Source organism: Kosakonia oryzendophytica (assembly GCF_027886705.1).
GTDB classification, from domain to species: Bacteria; Pseudomonadota; Gammaproteobacteria; order Enterobacterales; family Enterobacteriaceae; genus Kosakonia; species Kosakonia oryzendophytica.
In genome coordinates this window covers 4027999-4044185 of record NZ_CP115659.1, presented here as the reverse complement: position 1 = coordinate 4044185, position 16187 = coordinate 4027999, and the positions used below count along the sequence as shown (strand labels likewise).

15 protein-coding genes are annotated in these 16187 nt (G+C 55.1%); 7 read left to right on the top strand and 8 right to left on the bottom strand.

Features of this window, described 5'->3' with window-relative positions:
• Window positions 1–17: 17 nt before the first annotated feature.
• The 6 genes from eutC to ampH all read right to left on the bottom strand — a co-directional run bounded on the left by eutC (window position 18) and on the right by ampH (window position 8350).
• Window positions 18–797, bottom strand: coding sequence for an ethanolamine ammonia-lyase subunit EutC (eutC, locus tag O9K67_RS19580; RefSeq protein WP_061497309.1), 780 nt, complete (start codon window positions 795–797; stop codon window positions 18–20).
• Window positions 794–2182 (bottom strand): ethanolamine ammonia-lyase subunit EutB, encoded by a 1389-nt coding sequence (locus O9K67_RS19575; protein WP_061497306.1) that lies wholly within the window; start codon window positions 2180–2182, stop codon window positions 794–796. The genes eutC and O9K67_RS19575 overlap by 4 nt, the downstream gene beginning before the upstream one ends.
• 9 nt (window positions 2183–2191) lie before the next feature.
• Window positions 2192–3568: an ethanolamine permease gene (eat, locus tag O9K67_RS19570; protein WP_061497304.1), complete on the bottom strand. Its 1377-nt coding sequence runs from the start codon at window positions 3566–3568 to the stop codon at window positions 2192–2194.
• A 665-nt stretch (window positions 3569–4233) separates the two neighbouring features.
• Entirely contained in the window at window positions 4234–5952 is a 1719-nt protein-coding gene (locus O9K67_RS19565) for a lysophospholipid acyltransferase family protein (RefSeq protein ID WP_061497302.1), read from the bottom strand.
• A gap of 146 nt (window positions 5953–6098) precedes the next feature.
• Complete coding sequence (gene hemB, locus O9K67_RS19560) at window positions 6099–7070, bottom strand: porphobilinogen synthase (RefSeq protein WP_061497300.1); 972 nt, start codon at window positions 7068–7070, stop codon at window positions 6099–6101.
• 122 nt (window positions 7071–7192) lie between these two features.
• A complete protein-coding gene (ampH, locus tag O9K67_RS19555; RefSeq protein ID WP_061497298.1) occupies window positions 7193–8350 on the bottom strand; it encodes a D-alanyl-D-alanine-carboxypeptidase/endopeptidase AmpH in 1158 nt (385 codons plus the stop codon).
• Between the two features lie 191 nt (window positions 8351–8541).
• On the opposite strand from ampH, the gene O9K67_RS19550 reads away from it, so the two are divergent.
• The 3 genes from O9K67_RS19550 to O9K67_RS19540 all read left to right on the top strand — a co-directional run bounded on the left by O9K67_RS19550 (window position 8542) and on the right by O9K67_RS19540 (window position 11562).
• Entirely contained in the window at window positions 8542–9075 is a 534-nt protein-coding gene (locus O9K67_RS19550) for an isochorismatase family protein (protein ID WP_061497295.1), read from the top strand.
• 137 nt (window positions 9076–9212) lie between these two features.
• Window positions 9213–10433 carry a peptide antibiotic transporter SbmA gene (gene sbmA / locus O9K67_RS19545; protein ID WP_061497294.1) on the top strand — a complete coding sequence of 407 codons (1221 nt, stop codon included), beginning with the start codon at window positions 9213–9215 and terminating at the stop codon, window positions 10431–10433.
• 13 nt (window positions 10434–10446) lie between these two features.
• Window positions 10447–11562: a DUF1615 domain-containing protein gene (locus O9K67_RS19540; RefSeq protein WP_061497292.1), complete on the top strand. Its 1116-nt coding sequence runs from the start codon at window positions 10447–10449 to the stop codon at window positions 11560–11562.
• On the opposite strand, the gene O9K67_RS19535 is transcribed toward O9K67_RS19540, so the two are convergent.
• Window positions 11559–11867, bottom strand: a complete 309-nt coding sequence (locus O9K67_RS19535; protein WP_061497290.1) for a YaiY family protein — start codon at window positions 11865–11867, stop codon at window positions 11559–11561. The two genes, O9K67_RS19540 and O9K67_RS19535, sit on opposite strands and share 4 nt — an antisense overlap.
• Before the next feature lie 278 nt (window positions 11868–12145).
• Between O9K67_RS19535 and O9K67_RS19530 the strand changes: the two genes are divergently transcribed.
• Complete coding sequence (locus O9K67_RS19530; RefSeq protein WP_061497289.1) at window positions 12146–12367, top strand: DUF2754 domain-containing protein; 222 nt, start codon at window positions 12146–12148, stop codon at window positions 12365–12367.
• Window positions 12368–12370: 3 nt separating this feature from the next.
• On the opposite strand, the gene ddlA is transcribed toward O9K67_RS19530, so the two are convergent.
• Entirely contained in the window at window positions 12371–13471 is a 1101-nt protein-coding gene (gene ddlA / locus O9K67_RS19525; RefSeq protein ID WP_061497287.1) for a D-alanine--D-alanine ligase, read from the bottom strand.
• A gap of 107 nt (window positions 13472–13578) precedes the next feature.
• Here ddlA and O9K67_RS19520 point away from each other — a divergent pair, with 107 nt between their 5' ends.
• The 3 genes from O9K67_RS19520 (at window position 13579) to iraP (ending at window position 16149) form a co-directional block, all read left to right on the top strand.
• Window positions 13579–14262: an extensin-like domain-containing protein gene (locus tag O9K67_RS19520; RefSeq protein WP_061497285.1), complete on the top strand. Its 684-nt coding sequence runs from the start codon at window positions 13579–13581 to the stop codon at window positions 14260–14262.
• Between the two features lie 170 nt (window positions 14263–14432).
• Window positions 14433–15623 (top strand): multidrug efflux MFS transporter, encoded by a 1191-nt coding sequence (locus O9K67_RS19515; protein WP_061497283.1) that lies wholly within the window; start codon window positions 14433–14435, stop codon window positions 15621–15623.
• Window positions 15624–15888: 265 nt separating this feature from the next.
• Window positions 15889–16149 carry an anti-adapter protein IraP gene (gene iraP, locus O9K67_RS19510; protein ID WP_061497281.1) on the top strand — a complete coding sequence of 87 codons (261 nt, stop codon included), beginning with the start codon at window positions 15889–15891 and terminating at the stop codon, window positions 16147–16149.
• The last annotated feature ends 38 nt before the right edge of the window (window positions 16150–16187 follow it).

Genomic DNA, 16187 nt, shown 5'->3' with positions numbered 1-16187 from the left:
AGCGCTTTACCGGTTTGTCAGTGGTGAGCGGGCATACGTGGTGTAACCCGACCATGCAGCGCGGGATTGTCGCTTTCGTCCTTCAACCGTACGCCGGTCAGGCGGCGTAAAAAAGCCTGTTCCAGCAACCACGCCAGTTTAAAGGCGGCGGCATCGTAGCCCAGCCCTTCCGGGCGAATGTTCGAAATGCAGTTGCGCTCGGACTCAATGCGTTGCCGCTCGGGTTTCCAGGTCAGGTAAACGCCAAGGCTGTCCGGTGAGGATAAACCTGGGCGCTCGCCGATCAGGATCGCAACCGCCTTACTGCCCAGCGTTTCGCCGATGTCATCGCCCAATGCCACGCGAGACTGGTGCGCCAGCACCACCGGACCAAGCGAGATTCCCAGCGTCTGTAAATAGGGCAACAGGGCGCTGATGAGTCCCACCGACTGACGGTGTACCGCATGTGACGACAACCCGTCGCCAATGACCAGCAACAGATCATGAGCAGGAGGGCGGTGCGCCGCCAAAGCCTGGCGGCTCTCGTCGCTGAGCATTCTTCCCAGATCCGGGCGATTGAGATAGGTGTGTCTGTCCGGGGCGGCGCTGTGAGCCTCCAGCGTGTTCAACCCCCGTTCATGTAACTGGTGCGCCAGCGTTTCGCTGTCGAACGGTTGGTGAATGGCATCGCGCGCCTGTGCATGGGCCAGACCGAAGTTAAGCACTTCGCGCGTGGGCAAACTGGCTCCGCTGCGGCCAAGCGCGATACGCGCATCAGTGAATTCGCGCAACAGTGTCCAGGCATCGGGACCGTTCATACATGTGCTCCTTGCGGTAATGCAGCCAGCAGCGGGTGGTTTGCACCGGTCAGGCGAAGCTGCCCGTGGGTGTCGATAATCTGCATGCGGGTAAGCCATGCGGCGAACTCGGGAGCATGTTTTAGTCCCAGCAGGCGGCGGGCGTAGAGCGCATCGTGAAACGAGGTACTCTGATAATTGAGCATGATGTCATCCGCCCCTGGCACGCCAATCAGGAAGGTCAGCCCGGCAGTGCACAGCAGCGTTAGCAGGGTGTCCATGTCGTCCTGATCCGCTTCGGCATGGTTGGTATAGCAGACATCACAGCCAATCGGCAGCCCCATCAGTTTGCCGCAGAAGTGATCTTCCAGCCCGGCGCGGATGATCTGTTTGCCGTCGTAGAGATATTCCGGGCCAATAAAGCCGACCACAGTATTCACCAGCAACGGGTTAAAATGCCGGGCGACGGCATAGGCGCGCGCCTCACAGGTCTGCTGATCGACGCCGTGATGGGCATTGGCGGAGAGGCAACTGCCCTGGCCGGTTTCAAAGTACATGACGTTGTTGCCCAGCGTGCCGCGTTTCAGGCTTAATGCCGCTTCGTGCGCCTCCTGCAACAGGGCGAGATTGATGCCGAAACCGCTGTTCGCCGCTTCGCTGCCCGCCACCGACTGGAACACCAAATCCACCGGTGCACCGCGTTCGATCAATTGCACGGTGTTGGTGACATGGGTCAGTACGCACGACTGGGTGGGAATAGCGAAGCGGTCAATAATGTCCGCCATCATATGATTGAGCTTTTCCAATACTGGCAGGCTGTCGCTGGCGGGGTTGATGCCAACGACGGCATCTCCTGCGCCGTACAACAACCCATCAAGCATGCTGGCGGCGATACCTTTCAGATCATCGGTCGGGTGGTTGGGCTGCAAGCGCACGCTGAGATGACCCGGCAGACCGATGGTATTACGAAAGCGGGTAATCACGCTGCATTTGCTGGCGGCGAGGATCAAATCCTGGTTGCGCATCAGTTTGCTGACGGCGGCGGCCATTTCCGGGGTGATGGCGCGGGCAACATGGCTCAACATGGCTGTGTCAGTGCTGTCCGCCAGTAGCCAGTCGCGAAAATCCCCCACCGTCAGGTGGGCTATCAGCGCGAAAGCGGCGCTGTCGTGAGTATCAATAATAAGGCGCGTGACCTCATCCGTTTCATAAGGAATTAACGGGGTGGCGAGGATATCGCGCAGCGGCACATCCGCGAGGGCGATTTTTGCCGCCATTCGCTCTTCCGCCGACTGCGCCGCCACCCCGGCCAGCACATCCCCGGATCGCGCCGGGGAGGCTTTTGCCATCAGTTCTTTGAGGCTGGCGAACCGGTAGGTACGGTGCGCCAGAGTGGTTTTATACATTGATACTCCTCAGGAAATGGCGCGCAGTTGCGGATCCAGGCTGGCGCGTTCGCGGGCGTGCGCCGTTTTACGGAACCACATATAACCGCCGAGCATCATAATGGCGAAGATCAGCGCCAGCAGGGTGTTGTACCAGACCATCGCCACCAGGCAGAGCACTGCCATGCCTAAGGCGAATGCGGGCGCGTACGGGAACAGCGGTGCTTTAAACGGGCGCGCCAGTTCCGGCTCGCTGCGGCGTAGTTTGAACAGCGCCGCCATCGAGGTGATATACATAACAATAGCCCCGAATACCGACATCGTCACAATACAGGCGGTCAGCGGCATACCGCTTATGGTGATTAATGAGTCAGAGAAAATCGCGGCAATCCCGACCACGCCACCGGCGAGGATGGCCAGATGCGGGGTGCGGGTTTTGCGATTCAGATTCGCCAGGCTTGCCGGCAGGTAGCCCGCGCGCGCCAGCGAGTAAATCTGGCGGGAATAGCCCATGATAATGCCGTGGAAAGAGGCCACCAGACCGAACAGGCCCAGCCATACCAGCATGTGCAGCCAGCCGCTGCTGTTGCCGACCACCACTTTCATCGCCTGCGGCAGCGGATCGTTAATATTGGACAGCGCACGCCAGTCGCCCACACCACCCGCAAACATCATTACTCCTACTGCCAGCACTGTCAGCGTCAGAATACCGCCACCCAGCGCGCGCGGAATGGTGCGTTGCGGATCTTTGGCTTCCTCTGCCGCCATGGATGCGCCTTCAATGGCCAGGAAAAACCAGATAGCAAATGGGATTGCGGCGAACATGCCCGGCAGCGCCAGTCCGCTGAAGCTGTCTGCGCCCGCCCAGCCGTTGGCGGTGAAGTTGCTCCAGGAGAAGCCCGGTGCGACCACGCCCATAAACACCAGCAGCTCGAAAATCGCCAGCAGGGTGACAATCAATTCGAAGGTCGCGGCGATCCCGACGCCGAGGATGTTCAGTGCCATAAAGATGATGTACGCCCCGCAGGCTACCCATTTGGGATCGAGCGACGGAAACTGTACATTCAGATAAGCCCCGATCGCCATGGCGATCGCTGGTGGGGCAAAGACGAACTCAATCAGTGTGGCAAACCCTGCAATAAACCCACCCGTCGGCCCGAAAGCGCGATAGGCATAGGCGAATGGACCACCGGCGTGCGGGATCGCGGTGGTCAGTTCGGTAAAGCTGAAGATGAATGCGCAGTACATGGCTGCAATCAATAATGCGACGATCAGAAAGCCCAGCGTGCCTGCCTGCGACCAGCCGTAGCTCCAGCCAAAGTACTCCCCGGAAATGACCAGCCCGACGGCGATCCCCCACAGCCGGAAGCTGCCCAGTGTTCTTTTTAGTGTTGTTTGTGTGCTCATAGTGTACTGCCTCGCCATTGAATACCTTGCTATAACGATTGCAAAGGCAGTGCCAGAAAAAAGAAGTCTTATTATTCATTGTGTTAGGCGTGAGTAATCAATCTGACCCGCTTGCAGGCGTATTTTTGGTGCACGCGCTGCCCTGCAATGGTGAAGTTTGCGCGACTGGAGGATGTGTTGCTTAAGCGTAAATTTATTGCCGCGGGGTTAGGAAAATAATTAATTGTTACAAGGTGGAGGTGTTTTGTAGCTAATAAAGACAAATTAAATGCGAATATTCTTAAGTTATTATTCTTATTGCAGGCTTTAATTATATTATTGTAGTTTAAAATATTGAATTGCTTCACATTAACTTAACATGTTGATTTTATAGTTTGATTTAATAATTTTTTGTGAACTATTTCGCATATTATTCAGGCACGAGCCTGATGTTAAATGTAATCCATGAGAATCAGTTGACCTGAATTGTCCGGCAATTTAGTTTGTAGCAAAAAAATTCAGTGCAATTTTCGGGTATGTTTAACGAAGGAGGAAATAATGGCCTGGCGTCCTATTTTATATGTGATTTTTACGCATAATCCGCGACTTAATAGTCGACGGGCGCATCTGCGTCTGGTGCATGGGTAATATTCCCTCTTCCGGCAGGAAGAGGGAGAGGCGAGTAGCTAACTGGCTTTCTGCTCGGGGAGATGTGCGGCAATATAACGTTCGTAGCGGTTGGCTTTCAGGTAGGTCAAATCCACCAATACCAGACCATCGACACAATTGTTGAATTCCGGATCGCAGCCAAAATCAATAAACTGTACGCCCCCCGTTTCACACAGTTCGGAATACTGTTTATACAGCGGTGGAATACCGCAGCCCAGATTGCCAAGCAGCGATTTCAGACGCGTCAGATCTTCGGTGTAATCCTCACCGGTAAACTGTGCCAGCACGTCCGGCATGGTGGCAGGCCACGGGCGACGTGACGCGGCCAGCGGCCAGGTCGCCGGGAACCACAAACGGTAGAATGCCACCAGCAGATCCCTTGCCGCAGGCGGCATACCGCCGGAAATTGACACCGGGCCAAACAAGTAGCGGTATTGCGGATACCGCGCCAGGTATGCGCCAATTCCCGACCAGAGATAGTCCAGACCACGACGTCCCCAGTAACGCGGCTGAATAAAGCTGCGTCCCAGTTCAATGCCGTTACGCAGCACGTCCGCCATCCGATCGTCATAGTGGAACAGACTGTGGCTATAAAGCCCTTCAATGCCGCGGGCTTCGACCTGCTGTGCGGTGGGCATAAAGCGATAAGCGCCGACGATTTCCAGATCGCTCTCATCCCAGAGGATCAGGTGCAGGTAATCGTCGTCATATTTATCCGTATCGCGACGTTTACCGCTGCCTTCGCCCACCGCGCGGAAGGCAATCTCCCGCAGCCGTCCCAGCTCGCGCAAGAGCGGCGCATCTTCCTGCCCCTTGCGCTGCCAGAGGTAGATAATTTTGCCATCCGCCGTGTGGCCAAGGCACTCGGCGTTATTGAGTTCACGGCGCAGGGTGATCCGCTCTTCCGGGCGCGCAATGGCGCACTCGGTTTTGAAGGGGCCGGGCAATCCCTTGCCCAAACGCAGGACATGCTTGCGACACTTATCGGCCAGTTCCCGTGAGGAGAGTTGCGGCGTATGCCAGCTATTCCAGGGAATGCGCTGACCGATTTTGATCGGCAGGTTGCTGTTGCGGCGGCGAAACATCTGCTGCATCAGCAGCAACAGCGGTAGCGTGTCCGAAACCATTGCGCTTGCGTAGAACAGTGCGCTGTTACGGGCATCGATCCAGGCCGGTAGCAGCGGAGCGCGGAATTTATTTGCCAGTTTGATAAAACCGGTATGCCAGCTTTTATCGCGGATACCTTTACGCGTTACGCGTGAGACTTCTCCCGCCGGGAAGAAAATCAGCACACCGCCTCGTTGCAGATGATTCTCCATCTGTTGTAGCGACGATTTACGCGTGCGTCCTCCCATGTTATCCACCGGAATGAACAGTGAACTGAGTGGCTCCAGGTGGGTCAGCATACGGTTGGTGACCACTTTGACATCGCGGCGAACACGGGAAACGGCATACATCAGCGCCAGCCCGTCGAGCGTACCGGTGGGGTGGTTGGCGATAATGACCAAGGGGCCATGTTCGGGGATCTGTTCAAGATCGTGAGCAGGAACGGTGCAGCGGATCTGCAGGTGTTCAAGCACTTGCTCAACCATATCCAGCCCTTTCAGGTGGGGATGGCGTTCCGCAAATTGCTGGAACTCGCGTTCATAAAGCAGTCGTCTGAGCAGATTCTTTTGCCAGGGTGCGGGTCTGGCCTGTGGCCAGAGGTCGTCGAGTACATTGTCGAGACTAAACATGGTGGCTTCTCCTCCCGTCTTGCGAAGACAGTAAAGGGAGAAGATGACGTTTACGTTTCATTACAATGAACATATGACAATACAAAATGGCATGTTTTGTCACATCTACCCTCTCCCGGCGGGAGAGGGCGAAAGGCAGGGCTAACTCAGAGGATACCGCGTTCGGCGAGGTCGAGGGCGAAGTAGCTGAAGATCAGATCCGCGCCTGCACGCTTGATTGCGCCCAGGCTTTCCAGCACCACTTTATCTTCGTCGATGGCACCCGCCAGCGCGGCGAATTTGATCATCGCGTACTCGCCGCTCACCTGATAAGCACCCAGCGGCAGCCCGGTGCGCTCGCGAACGTCACGCAGAATGTCCAGATACGCGCCCGCCGGTTTGACCATCAGGCAGTCTGCGCCTTCGGCCTCGTCGATCAGCGACTCGCGAATCGCCTCGCGGCGGTTCATTGGGTTCATCTGGTAGGTTTTGCGATCGCCTTTCAGCGCAGTGCCTGCCGCTTCACGGAACGGGCCGTAGAACGACGAGGCAAACTTGGTTGAATAAGACATGATGGCTGTGTCGGTAAAGCCTGCCGCGTCCAGCGCCTGGCGAATGGCTTTTACCTGACCGTCCATGGCAGCGGACGGCGCGATGAAGTCTGCGCCTGCGGCTGCGGCAACCACGGCTTGTTTACCCAGATTGAGCAGGGTCGCGTCGTTATCCACACCGTGGTCGCACAGCACACCACAGTGACCGTGCGAGGTGTATTCGCAAAAACAGGTGTCGGACATCACAATCATCTCCGGCACGGTCTCTTTGCAGATGCGCGACATACGCGCCACCAGGCCGTTTTCCTGCCAGGTATCGCTCCCCGTCTCGTCGGTATGATGAGAAATACCGAAGGTCATGACGGAGCGGATCCCAGCCCTGGCGATGCGTTCGATTTCACGAGCGAGGTATTTTTCCGGAATGCGCATGACGCCTGGCATGGCCTCAATGGCTTTGTAGTCGTCCAGCTCTTCTTCAACAAAGATCGGCAACACCAGGTCGTTTTTGCTCAGTGTTGTCTCTTCAAACATAGCGCGCAGCGCGGGGGATTGGCGCAGGCGGCGAGGGCGAGTGATTAAATCGGTCATGGTATGCCTGATATTTGTGGAACAGATAGTGCCATTGTAACTGAAAAGAGGGGGCGCTGTTTTACCAAAATCGCTGTTAAATACCGGGGCAAAGGCAGATGCTGTCTGCCCCGGTTATTGCCTCAGGAGGCGGGAACCACGTGCGGTTTGTTGTTGCTCAGTTCACTGACCAGGTCGTTGACGCCGTCGCTCATATTGGTAAAGCGCGTCAGCGGCGAGCGGGTGATCACCACAAACACTCCGACGTTATGCTGTGGCACCATGGCCATATAAGTGATAAATCCACCGCCGCCACCGGTTTTCTGAATGATGCCAGGGTGCCCCTCTTTCGGTGCCATATACACCCAGCCCAGACCCAGCGCGTCCGCTTTACCGGGGACATCCATCCCGATCACTTTCGTCAACTGATTACGCGGGTAAATCAGCGTCTGCATACGGTCGGCCTGACTGTTGCGGGAGTAGAAATCCGACGAGAGGAACTGTTGCATCCAGCGCATCATGTCGCCGGGCGTGGAGTAAACACCGCCACTGCCGACTGCCGCCAGCGTATTGTTACAGGGGCTGGCACCTTTTTCGGCCACCATCAGGCGTTTGCACTGATCCGGTGAGGGCGTAAAGGTGGTGTCTTTCATGCCCAGCGGGCGCGTGATCTGATCTTCAAACAGTTGGGGATACGGTTTCCCCGCCGCTTTTGCCAGCGCATCGGCCAACAGATCAAACGCCAGGTTGGAGTAGGCGGCCTGCGTACCGGGCGCGAATTTTAGCGTGGCGGTTGAGAGCCAGTTCCAGCGCTGTTCACGCGTTGGCCAGACAAACACATCGCGGTGCGCCGCGCCGCCGGGTTGTTCACGGGGCAGGGCGCTGGTGTGCGTGGCGAGATTCACCAGCGTAATGGGCGTGCCCTGGTAAGTCGGGACGCGAGCGCCCGGCGGTGCATATTTACTTAAGGGATCGTCCAGACGCACGATACCTTGATCGAGCAGTTTCACCAGCATCTCGCTGGTCATCAGCTTCGACAGTGAGGCAATACGAATCACCGAGTCCAGTTGTGGGCGTACATTATTACCCGGTCGGGTTTCGCCATAACTTCTGAATACGCGCTGATTTCCGTCAATCACGACGATCGCCATTCCTGTCGCGCCGCTGCCAAAGTAAATATGGTTGGCGTAGCGATCGACGATATCCGAAGCAAAAACCGGGTCAGGAGAGTGTTGCGCCGCCCGGGCGGTGGTCAGGCTGAGTGCGCACAGCATCGCAGAAAAAAGCAAACAACGTTTCAACGAAGGGGTCCACAGAATAATGGGAAAGGTAGAGCGTATTTATACTACTTAGCGTCCCGTTGCAAAGCCCTAATAAGCGTATTCTTTCGCCCTAATACGTAACGATGGGTAAATATGAAATTTTTTCCCTATGACTGCGCCCGCATGCGCATGTGATAACCTCTCTCTTTCCCGAAAGCAGGAGTCAGAGAATGGCAGGTAAACGGGTAGTGATGGTGGTGGATATGCAGAACGGGGTGTTCGCAACGCCACGTATTCAGCGCGAGCAGTGCGTGGCGCGCATCAACCAGTTAATAGCCGCCGCAGACACGGTGATCTTCATTCAGCATGCCGAAGCGGGTGGACTGGAAGAGGGCAGCGCCGGGTTCGATTTGTTGCCGGAACTGAACCAACCTGCGGGCGCGCTGTACGTCACCAAGACTGCCTGCGATGCGTTCTACAAAACGCAGTTGGAAAGCGTGTTACGTGAGCAGGATATTGACGCCTTTGTCATGTGCGGTTGCGCCACGGACTACTGTGTTGATACCACCCTGAAAAACGGCGCCAGCCGCGGCTATGCGATAACGGTGGCGCAGGATGCTCACACCACGGCTAACCGCCCGGCTGCGCAGGCGGCAACGTTAATTGAGCACTATAACGACGTGTGGCGAACGCTCACCGTACCGGGCAATCCCGTGCGGGTGAAACCCGTCGAAACAATTGTTCACGAATGGCAAACGAACTAAGGGGTTACCCTTAGGTCTGAAGAGATTATCCGGCGTCGCATTTGCGGCGCTTTTTTGTCACAGCGCGTTTTAGCGCGGTGCAAAATCCTGGTACACAGCATGTGTGGTAAATAATAAGAAGTAAGCAGGAGAGCACGATGTTTAAGTCCTTCTTCCCCCGGCCGACGCTGTTCTTTTTGTCGGCTTTTATCTGGGCCGCTATCGCGGTCATTTTCTGGCAGGCAGGCGGTGAAGCCTGGCTGATGCGTTTAATGGGCGCATCGGCGGACGTGCCAATCAGCGCCGCACGTTTCTGGGCCCCTGGCTATCTGCTGTTCTATGCCTATTATGCGTTCTGCGTAGGCGTATTTGCGCTGTGCTGGTTTACCCTCTCGCCGCACCGCTGGCAGCGCTGGTCGATTTTAGGCACCGCGCTGATCATCTTTGTCACCTGGTTTTTGGTGGAAGTCAATGTGGCCATCAATGCCTGGTATCAACCGTTTTATGATCTGATCCAGACTGCGCTTAGCGCGCCGAATAAAGTGAGCATCGGTCAGCTCTATAGCGAGATTGGCGTGTTTCTGTGGATCGCATTAATTGCCGTGACGGTTGCGGTGCTGAACAATTTTTTTGTCAGCCATTATGTGTTTCGTTGGCGCACGGCGATGAACGAATACTATATGGCGCACTGGGATCACTTGCGTCATATCGAAGGGGCGGCGCAACGTGTGCAGGAAGACACGATGCGTTTTGCCACAACGCTGGAAGATATGGGCACCAGCTTTATTAATGCGGTGATGACGCTGATTGCGTTTTTGCCGGTGCTGGTGGCATTGTCGCCGCATGTGCAGCAACTGCCGATCGTCGGGCATGTGGCCTACGGGCTGGTTATCGCCGCCGTAGGCTGGGCGTTGCTGGGAACAGTGTTGCTGGCCTTTGTCGGTATCAAGCTGCCAGGCCTGGAGTTTAAAAATCAGCGTGTGGAAGCGGCATACCGCAAAGAGCTGGTGTACGGTGAAGATGATGCCGGGCGTGCAAGACCAAATACCATTAGCGAGTTGTTCTCTGCGGTGCGGCGTAACTATTTCCGTCTCTATTTCCACTATATGTATTTCAACATCGCCCGTATTCTGTATATGCAGGTTGATGTGGTGTTCGGCCTGATTGTGCTGTTCCCGACCATTGCCGCCGGGGCCATCACCTTCGGTTTGATGCGCCAGATAACTAACGTTTTTGAACAGGTACGCAGTTCGTTCCAGTATTTAATCACCTCCTGGTCGACGCTGGTGAGCCTGATGTCTATCTATAAACGTTTACGCAGTTTTGAGCGTGAACTGGATGGGCAGGAGATCCGGCCCGTGCCCTCTATTTTTGGTTAATACAAGGAACGGTATGTCTTACGTGCCCCGTTTTTCCTGGTTGCTGGCGGCATTGATCCTCGCTGGCTGTTCGACGCAAGGCCCGGTATCGCAGAAAGAAGTGGAGAAAGAAAAAGAGCGGGAGAGAGCACAACCGCTGGATGTGGCGAGCGTTGTGCGTCAGAAAATTCCCGCCAGCGTGAAAGACCGAGAAGGCTGGGCACAGGATCTTGCCACGACATTTAGCAGCCAGCAGCTTGCGCCTACGCTTGAAAACATCTGTTCAGTGCTGGCGGTGGCGCAGCAGGAGTCTAACTATCAGTCCGATCCCATTGTGCCTGGGCTCAGTAAAATCGCCTGGAAAGAGATCGATAAGCGCGCCGAACGCATGCACATTCCGACGGTGCTGGTGCATACCGCGCTAAAAATCCCATCGCCGAATGGCAAAAGTTACAGCGAACGGCTGGATAAAGTGAGAACCGAAAAAGAGCTGAGCGCCGTTTTTGACGACTTTATTGGCATGGTGCCAATGGGCCAGAAACTGTTCGGTTCCCTGAACCCGGTGCGTACCGGGGGGCCGATGCAAATCAGCGTCGCTTTCGCCCAGCAGCATACGGACGGTTATCCGTGGAAAATGGAAGGCACGGTGCGCCAGGAAGTGTTTAGCCGTCGCGGTGGGTTGTGGTTCGGGACGTACCATTTGTTGAATTATCCCGCCAGTTATACCGCGCCGATTTATCGCTTTGCGGATTTCAACGCCGGTTTGTATGCCAGCCGTAACGCGGCTTTCCAACATGCGGTCAGCATCGCGACCGGGGTGAAACTGGCGCTGGATGGCGATCTGATCCTCTACGGCAGCAGTGATACCGGCAGTACGGAACGGGCTATTCGCAAACTCGGTCCCCAGCTTGGGATGAGCGATCGCGATATTCGTCGTCAGCTGGAACGCGGTGATAGTCAGAAGTTTGAACAGACCACGCTGTGGCGCGAAGTGTATCGTCTGGCGGAGAAGAAGAGTGGAAAAACGCTGGCGCGTGAGATGTTGCCAGGCATTCAGTTAGAAAGCCCGAAGATCACCCGCAATCTGACAACCGCATGGTTTGCAAAGCGCGTGGATGATCGACGGGCAGCCTGCATGGCGCAGAATTAACGTAAGTGGTGTCGTCGCCAGCGCAGGACAAGGGCGATGACGCCAAGTACGGCGCTTCCCGCGATAAACGGCACAAGGCCAAAGATCGTGCCTACGCCGAGCCCCATCTCCACCTGGGGACGGGACGCGTCCTGCATCTGCATCAGGTGTTCAAACACACCTGGTGCGTGTACCAGCAGGTTCAACAACTGGGCGCCAGCCCAGAAGCAGAGCAGAACGAACACAGCATAAGCAATATTACCCGGCCTGGAGGCGTCACGTTTTTTTGCACCCGTGAAGGGTTTTGACAGTGTAAAGTCAGCCATAAGACCTCCGGTACTCTTTACAATTTAACAACAACCTGACACGCAAAGTAATGGGCTCAGTGGCCTCAGTTCGGGGTAATTTTGGCAGTTGTACCGCTTTGTCAACATCAGAAAGGTGATAATTTCGCCCCGGGAAGGATCCCGGTTGATCTATTTTTGTACGCGCTCACATTTCTGTAACGTTTTAATTACTATCGCAACATTTCAGATTTAACGCATACGCCACAGACCCGACGCGCGCGTTATGCGATGATGCCGTTTTAACTGCCGGAGTTGTCATGAAGCTGCCTGTGAAAATCCGCCGTGACTGGCACTATTACGCATTTGCGATTGGGTTGATTTTTATTCTGAATGGAGTGGTGGGATTGTTGGGGTTTGAGGCCAAAGGTTGGCAGACTTACGCGGTAGGGCTGGTCACCTGGGTCATCAGCTTCTGGCTGGCCGGGTTGATTATCCGCCGCCGCCCCGATGAAGAAGAGACGGCGGATAAGCCAGAGTAACACTTAATCGTTTACGGAAATTTTTAGCGCGCTGTTGGCCTGATGGCGCGCAATCGCCAGTTCAATCAGACGCGTAATCAGCTCAGAATAACCAATGCCGCTCGCCTGCCACAGTTTCGGGTACATGCTGATGTTCGTGAAGCCCGGCAACGTGTTGATCTCATTAATAATGACCTCATTATCCGGCGTCAGGAACACATCTACTCGCGCCATTCCTTCGCAGCCCAGCGTCTGGTACGCCTGCACCGCAATGTGGCGGATTTTGTCGTTGATCACCGGATCAATCGCCGCCGGGACGACAACCTGCGCACCGTTATCATCGATATACTTGGTGTCGTAGGCGTAGAACTCGCTGTTCAGCACAATTTCGCCGCAGGTACTGGCCTGGGGGTCATCGTTACCGAGCACCGCACACTCGATCTCGCGGCCTTTGATGCCTTTTTCTACTACCACTTTTTTGTCGAATTCAAACGCCAGGCGCACTGCTTCATGGTACTGGGCTTCGCTGGTGACTTTGCTGACGCCAACGGAAGATCCCTGATTCGCTGGTTTGACAAACATCGGCAGCCCAAGTTTCGCTTCCACTTCGCTGAAGCTGATCTGTTGACGATTTGCCCGTGTCAGGGTAACAAAAGGCGCGATCGCCAGCCCGGCATCGCGCAGCAAGCGTTTAGTGACATCTTTATCCATGCAGGCGGCGGACGCCAGCACATCAGAACCAACGAACGGCAGGTTCGCCAGACGCAGCATGCCCTGAAGGGAACCATCTTCACCCAGCGTACCGTGGACAATCGGGAAGATCACATCAACATTCGGCAACGGCGTGCTGCTTTCTGCTTCGATCAACTGCTGTTGCTCGATACCTGGCACCAGCGCAACGCTGTTTTCAGAAGGATTAAGCGCGATGTGCGCCGGATCGTGCGCGTTCAGCAGGTAATTATTCGCGTCGCTGATATGCCACTGACCCTGTTTATCGATCCCCAGCAGCACGACCTCAAATCGCGATTTGTCCATCGCGTCGACGATATTTTTCGCCGATTGCAACGACACTTCGTGTTCCGCCGATTTACCGCCGAAGACCACCCCTACCCGCAGTTTTGCCATTTCTACGTTCACTCACACTGATTCACAAAGCCCATACGATAGCACGTCAAAACGCACGATTCGCGGCCTTCTGCCATAATGTTTTTTGTATACCTGAAGGGGGAGACGTGAGAGGGAAAAGCCTGATTGCGCTGAGCTGTGTGCTGGCGTTGATTTTTATCAGTTATCGCTACCTGCCGTCTTACTACAATCCGTTTGCCCCTCTGCAACTGAACGATCCGCCGGGGCGCATGACACAGTACAAACTTCGCCGTTTGTCCCCGCAAGCCTGTACCGCGCTGTTAACCCTGGCTCGTCAGCAACAGATGATCTCTGTCCGGCCAGTGGCGGATAGTCAGGGCGACTGCCCACTCAGTAATGTGGTGCGGGTGCAGGACTTTGGCGCGGTAAAACTGAACAACAGTTTTCTGGCGAGTTGCCCGCTGGCGCTTAGTTCGGCGCTATTTGTGCAGCAGCAAGCACGACCGCTCACTGAGCGCTTTATGGGCAGTGCGTTGGTTCGAATTGATCATCTTGGCAGCTATGCCTGCCGCAACATTTACAACCGCGCAGATGCCCGGCGTAGCGAGCATGCCAGCGCCGACGCGTTGGATATCAGCGCTTTTCATCTGGCGAACGGCCAGCAGGTAACGGTGCTGAACGGCTGGCGACAGGCGCGTACGCAACCCTGGTTACGGGCAATGCTGAGCGCCAGTTGTGGTTACTACGGTAACGGATTGGGGCCAGAGTATAACGCCGCACATGCTAACCATTTCCACCTTGGCATGCGTGGCTTTGGTTTATGCCGTTAAAGCATAAATCACTGTGATTTATGTGGTTTTTTTATCGGATCTCCGCCATGTCCGACACTTAGCAGATAAAACACCAAAGTTCTGTTAAACGCATCTCTGGCGACCCATCTGGTGCACGTTATTGTTAATCTGTGCACTGATTGTCAAAACCTGAATAATTACGCCTGTTTATGGAATCCTGGAAGGTTAATCTTATCTCGGTGTGGTTTGGATGCTTTTTTACCGGCCTCGCCATCAGTCAAATTCTGCCGTTTTTGCCGCTGTACGTTGCACAATTAGGCGTGACGTCCCACGAAGCGTTGTCGATGTGGTCAGGTCTGACGTTCAGTGTGACCTTCCTGGTGTCGGCCATTGTCTCGCCGATGTGGGGCAGCCTTGCGGATCGTAAGGGCCGCAAATTGATGCTGCTGCGCGCTTCACTGGGCATGGCGATTGCCATTCTGTTGCAGGCCTTCGCCACCAACGTCTGGCAATTGCTGTTACTGCGTGGAGTCATGGGGCTTACGTCAGGGTATATTCCGAACGCGATGGCGCTGGTGGCCTCCCAGGTACCACGCGAGCGCAGCGGCTGGGCGTTGAGTACCTTATCCACTGCGCAAATCAGCGGTGTGATTGGCGGGCCGTTGATGGGCGGTTTTCTTGCCGACCATTTAGGGTTGCGGATGGTCTTCTTGATCACCGCCTTGTTGTTAATGATCAGCTTCCTGGTGACGCTGTTTCTGATTAAAGAAGGCGTCAGGCCGAAGGTAAAGAAGGGCGAACGCCTCAGTGGCAAAGCGGTTTTTTCAACGCTGCCTTATCCTGGCCTGGTGTTTAGCTTGTTTGTCACGACGCTGGTGATCCAGTTGTGTAACGGTTCGATTGGCCCGATTCTCACCTTATTTATCCAGTCGCTTGCGCCACATACCACGAATATCGCGTTTCTCAGTGGCCTGATTGCCGCCATTCCGGGGGTTTCTGCGCTGATCTCCGCACCGCGGCTTGGCAAACTGGGCGATCGCATTGGCACGTCGCGCATACTGATGGGCACAATGGGTATTGCCGTGGTGCTGTTTTTTGCCATGTCATTTGTTACCTCGCCGCTGCAACTGGGGATCCTGCGTTTTATGCTGGGGTTCGTCGATGGCGCTATGTTACCCGCCGTGCAGACGCTGCTGTTGAAATATTCCAGCGATCAGGTAACCGGGCGAATTTTCGGTTACAACCAGTCGTTTATGTACCTTGGCAATGTCGCCGGGCCGCTGATGGGCGCGACTGTATCGGCCGTAGCCGGTTTCCGTTGGGTATTTGCTGCCACCGCTGTGGTGGTGTTTATTAATCTCTGGCAATTGGGTCTGGCATTTCGTCGCACCCGCCGTTGAGAATATAAACGAGCCGGGAAGATATTCCCGGCTTTTCTATAATGTTTTCTTATATAAATAAGCTGCCGTTTGGAATTAATAATTTGGGGCTAACTAACGCCTTAAATTAATCCGCTCTGATTTGCCATAGAAACGTTTCGTTACTCGCGCTTTTTAAATTCCCGTAAGCATTGTGAGAAAATCCGCAAAAATAATACATGTATCTACTTTGCAACATCTGGGCAGAGTGTTAACGTCGTCGAATATCCCATCAGGAAATAGCGCTATGAAAAATCTCATTGCAGAGTTGTTGGTGAAGCTTGCCGAAAAAGAAGAGGAATCGAAAGAGCTGGTCGCCCAGGTTGAAGCGCTGGAAATTGTCGTGACGGCGCTGCTGCGCCATATGGCGTCTTCTGAGCAACAGGCGTTAATTCAAAGTATCGAAGGGGCATTGGATGAAGCTCGCCCTGGCTCTCACGTGCCCAGTAAGGATACGGAGTTGCTGCAACAGTACGTAAAAAAGCTGTTAAGGCACCCGCGCAGCTAACCCCCCGATACACCGACAGGACTGTCATCTGACTGTCA

Excerpts from the sequence above, each read along its gene's own strand:
- eutC (WP_061497309.1), bottom strand. The coding sequence starts at position 797 with ATGAACGGTCCCGATGCCTGGACACTGTTGCGCGAATTCACTGATGCG.
- O9K67_RS19575 (WP_061497306.1), bottom strand. The coding sequence starts at position 2,182 with ATGTATAAAACCACTCTGGCGCACCGTACCTACCGGTTCGCCAGCCTC.
- eat (WP_061497304.1), bottom strand. The coding sequence starts at position 3,568 with ATGAGCACACAAACAACACTAAAAAGAACACTGGGCAGCTTCCGGCTG.
- O9K67_RS19565 (WP_061497302.1), bottom strand. The coding sequence starts at position 5,952 with ATGTTTAGTCTCGACAATGTACTCGACGACCTCTGGCCACAGGCCAGA.
- hemB (WP_061497300.1), bottom strand. The coding sequence starts at position 7,070 with ATGACCGATTTAATCACTCGCCCTCGCCGCCTGCGCCAATCCCCCGCG.
- O9K67_RS19550 (WP_061497295.1), top strand. The coding sequence starts at position 8,542 with ATGGCAGGTAAACGGGTAGTGATGGTGGTGGATATGCAGAACGGGGTG.
- sbmA (WP_061497294.1), top strand. The coding sequence starts at position 9,213 with ATGTTTAAGTCCTTCTTCCCCCGGCCGACGCTGTTCTTTTTGTCGGCT.
- O9K67_RS19540 (WP_061497292.1), top strand. The coding sequence starts at position 10,447 with ATGTCTTACGTGCCCCGTTTTTCCTGGTTGCTGGCGGCATTGATCCTC.
- O9K67_RS19535 (WP_061497290.1), bottom strand. The coding sequence starts at position 11,867 with ATGGCTGACTTTACACTGTCAAAACCCTTCACGGGTGCAAAAAAACGT.
- O9K67_RS19530 (WP_061497289.1), top strand. The coding sequence starts at position 12,146 with ATGAAGCTGCCTGTGAAAATCCGCCGTGACTGGCACTATTACGCATTT.
- ddlA (WP_061497287.1), bottom strand. The coding sequence starts at position 13,471 with ATGGCAAAACTGCGGGTAGGGGTGGTCTTCGGCGGTAAATCGGCGGAA.
- O9K67_RS19515 (WP_061497283.1), top strand. The coding sequence starts at position 14,433 with ATGGAATCCTGGAAGGTTAATCTTATCTCGGTGTGGTTTGGATGCTTT.
- iraP (WP_061497281.1), top strand. The coding sequence starts at position 15,889 with ATGAAAAATCTCATTGCAGAGTTGTTGGTGAAGCTTGCCGAAAAAGAA.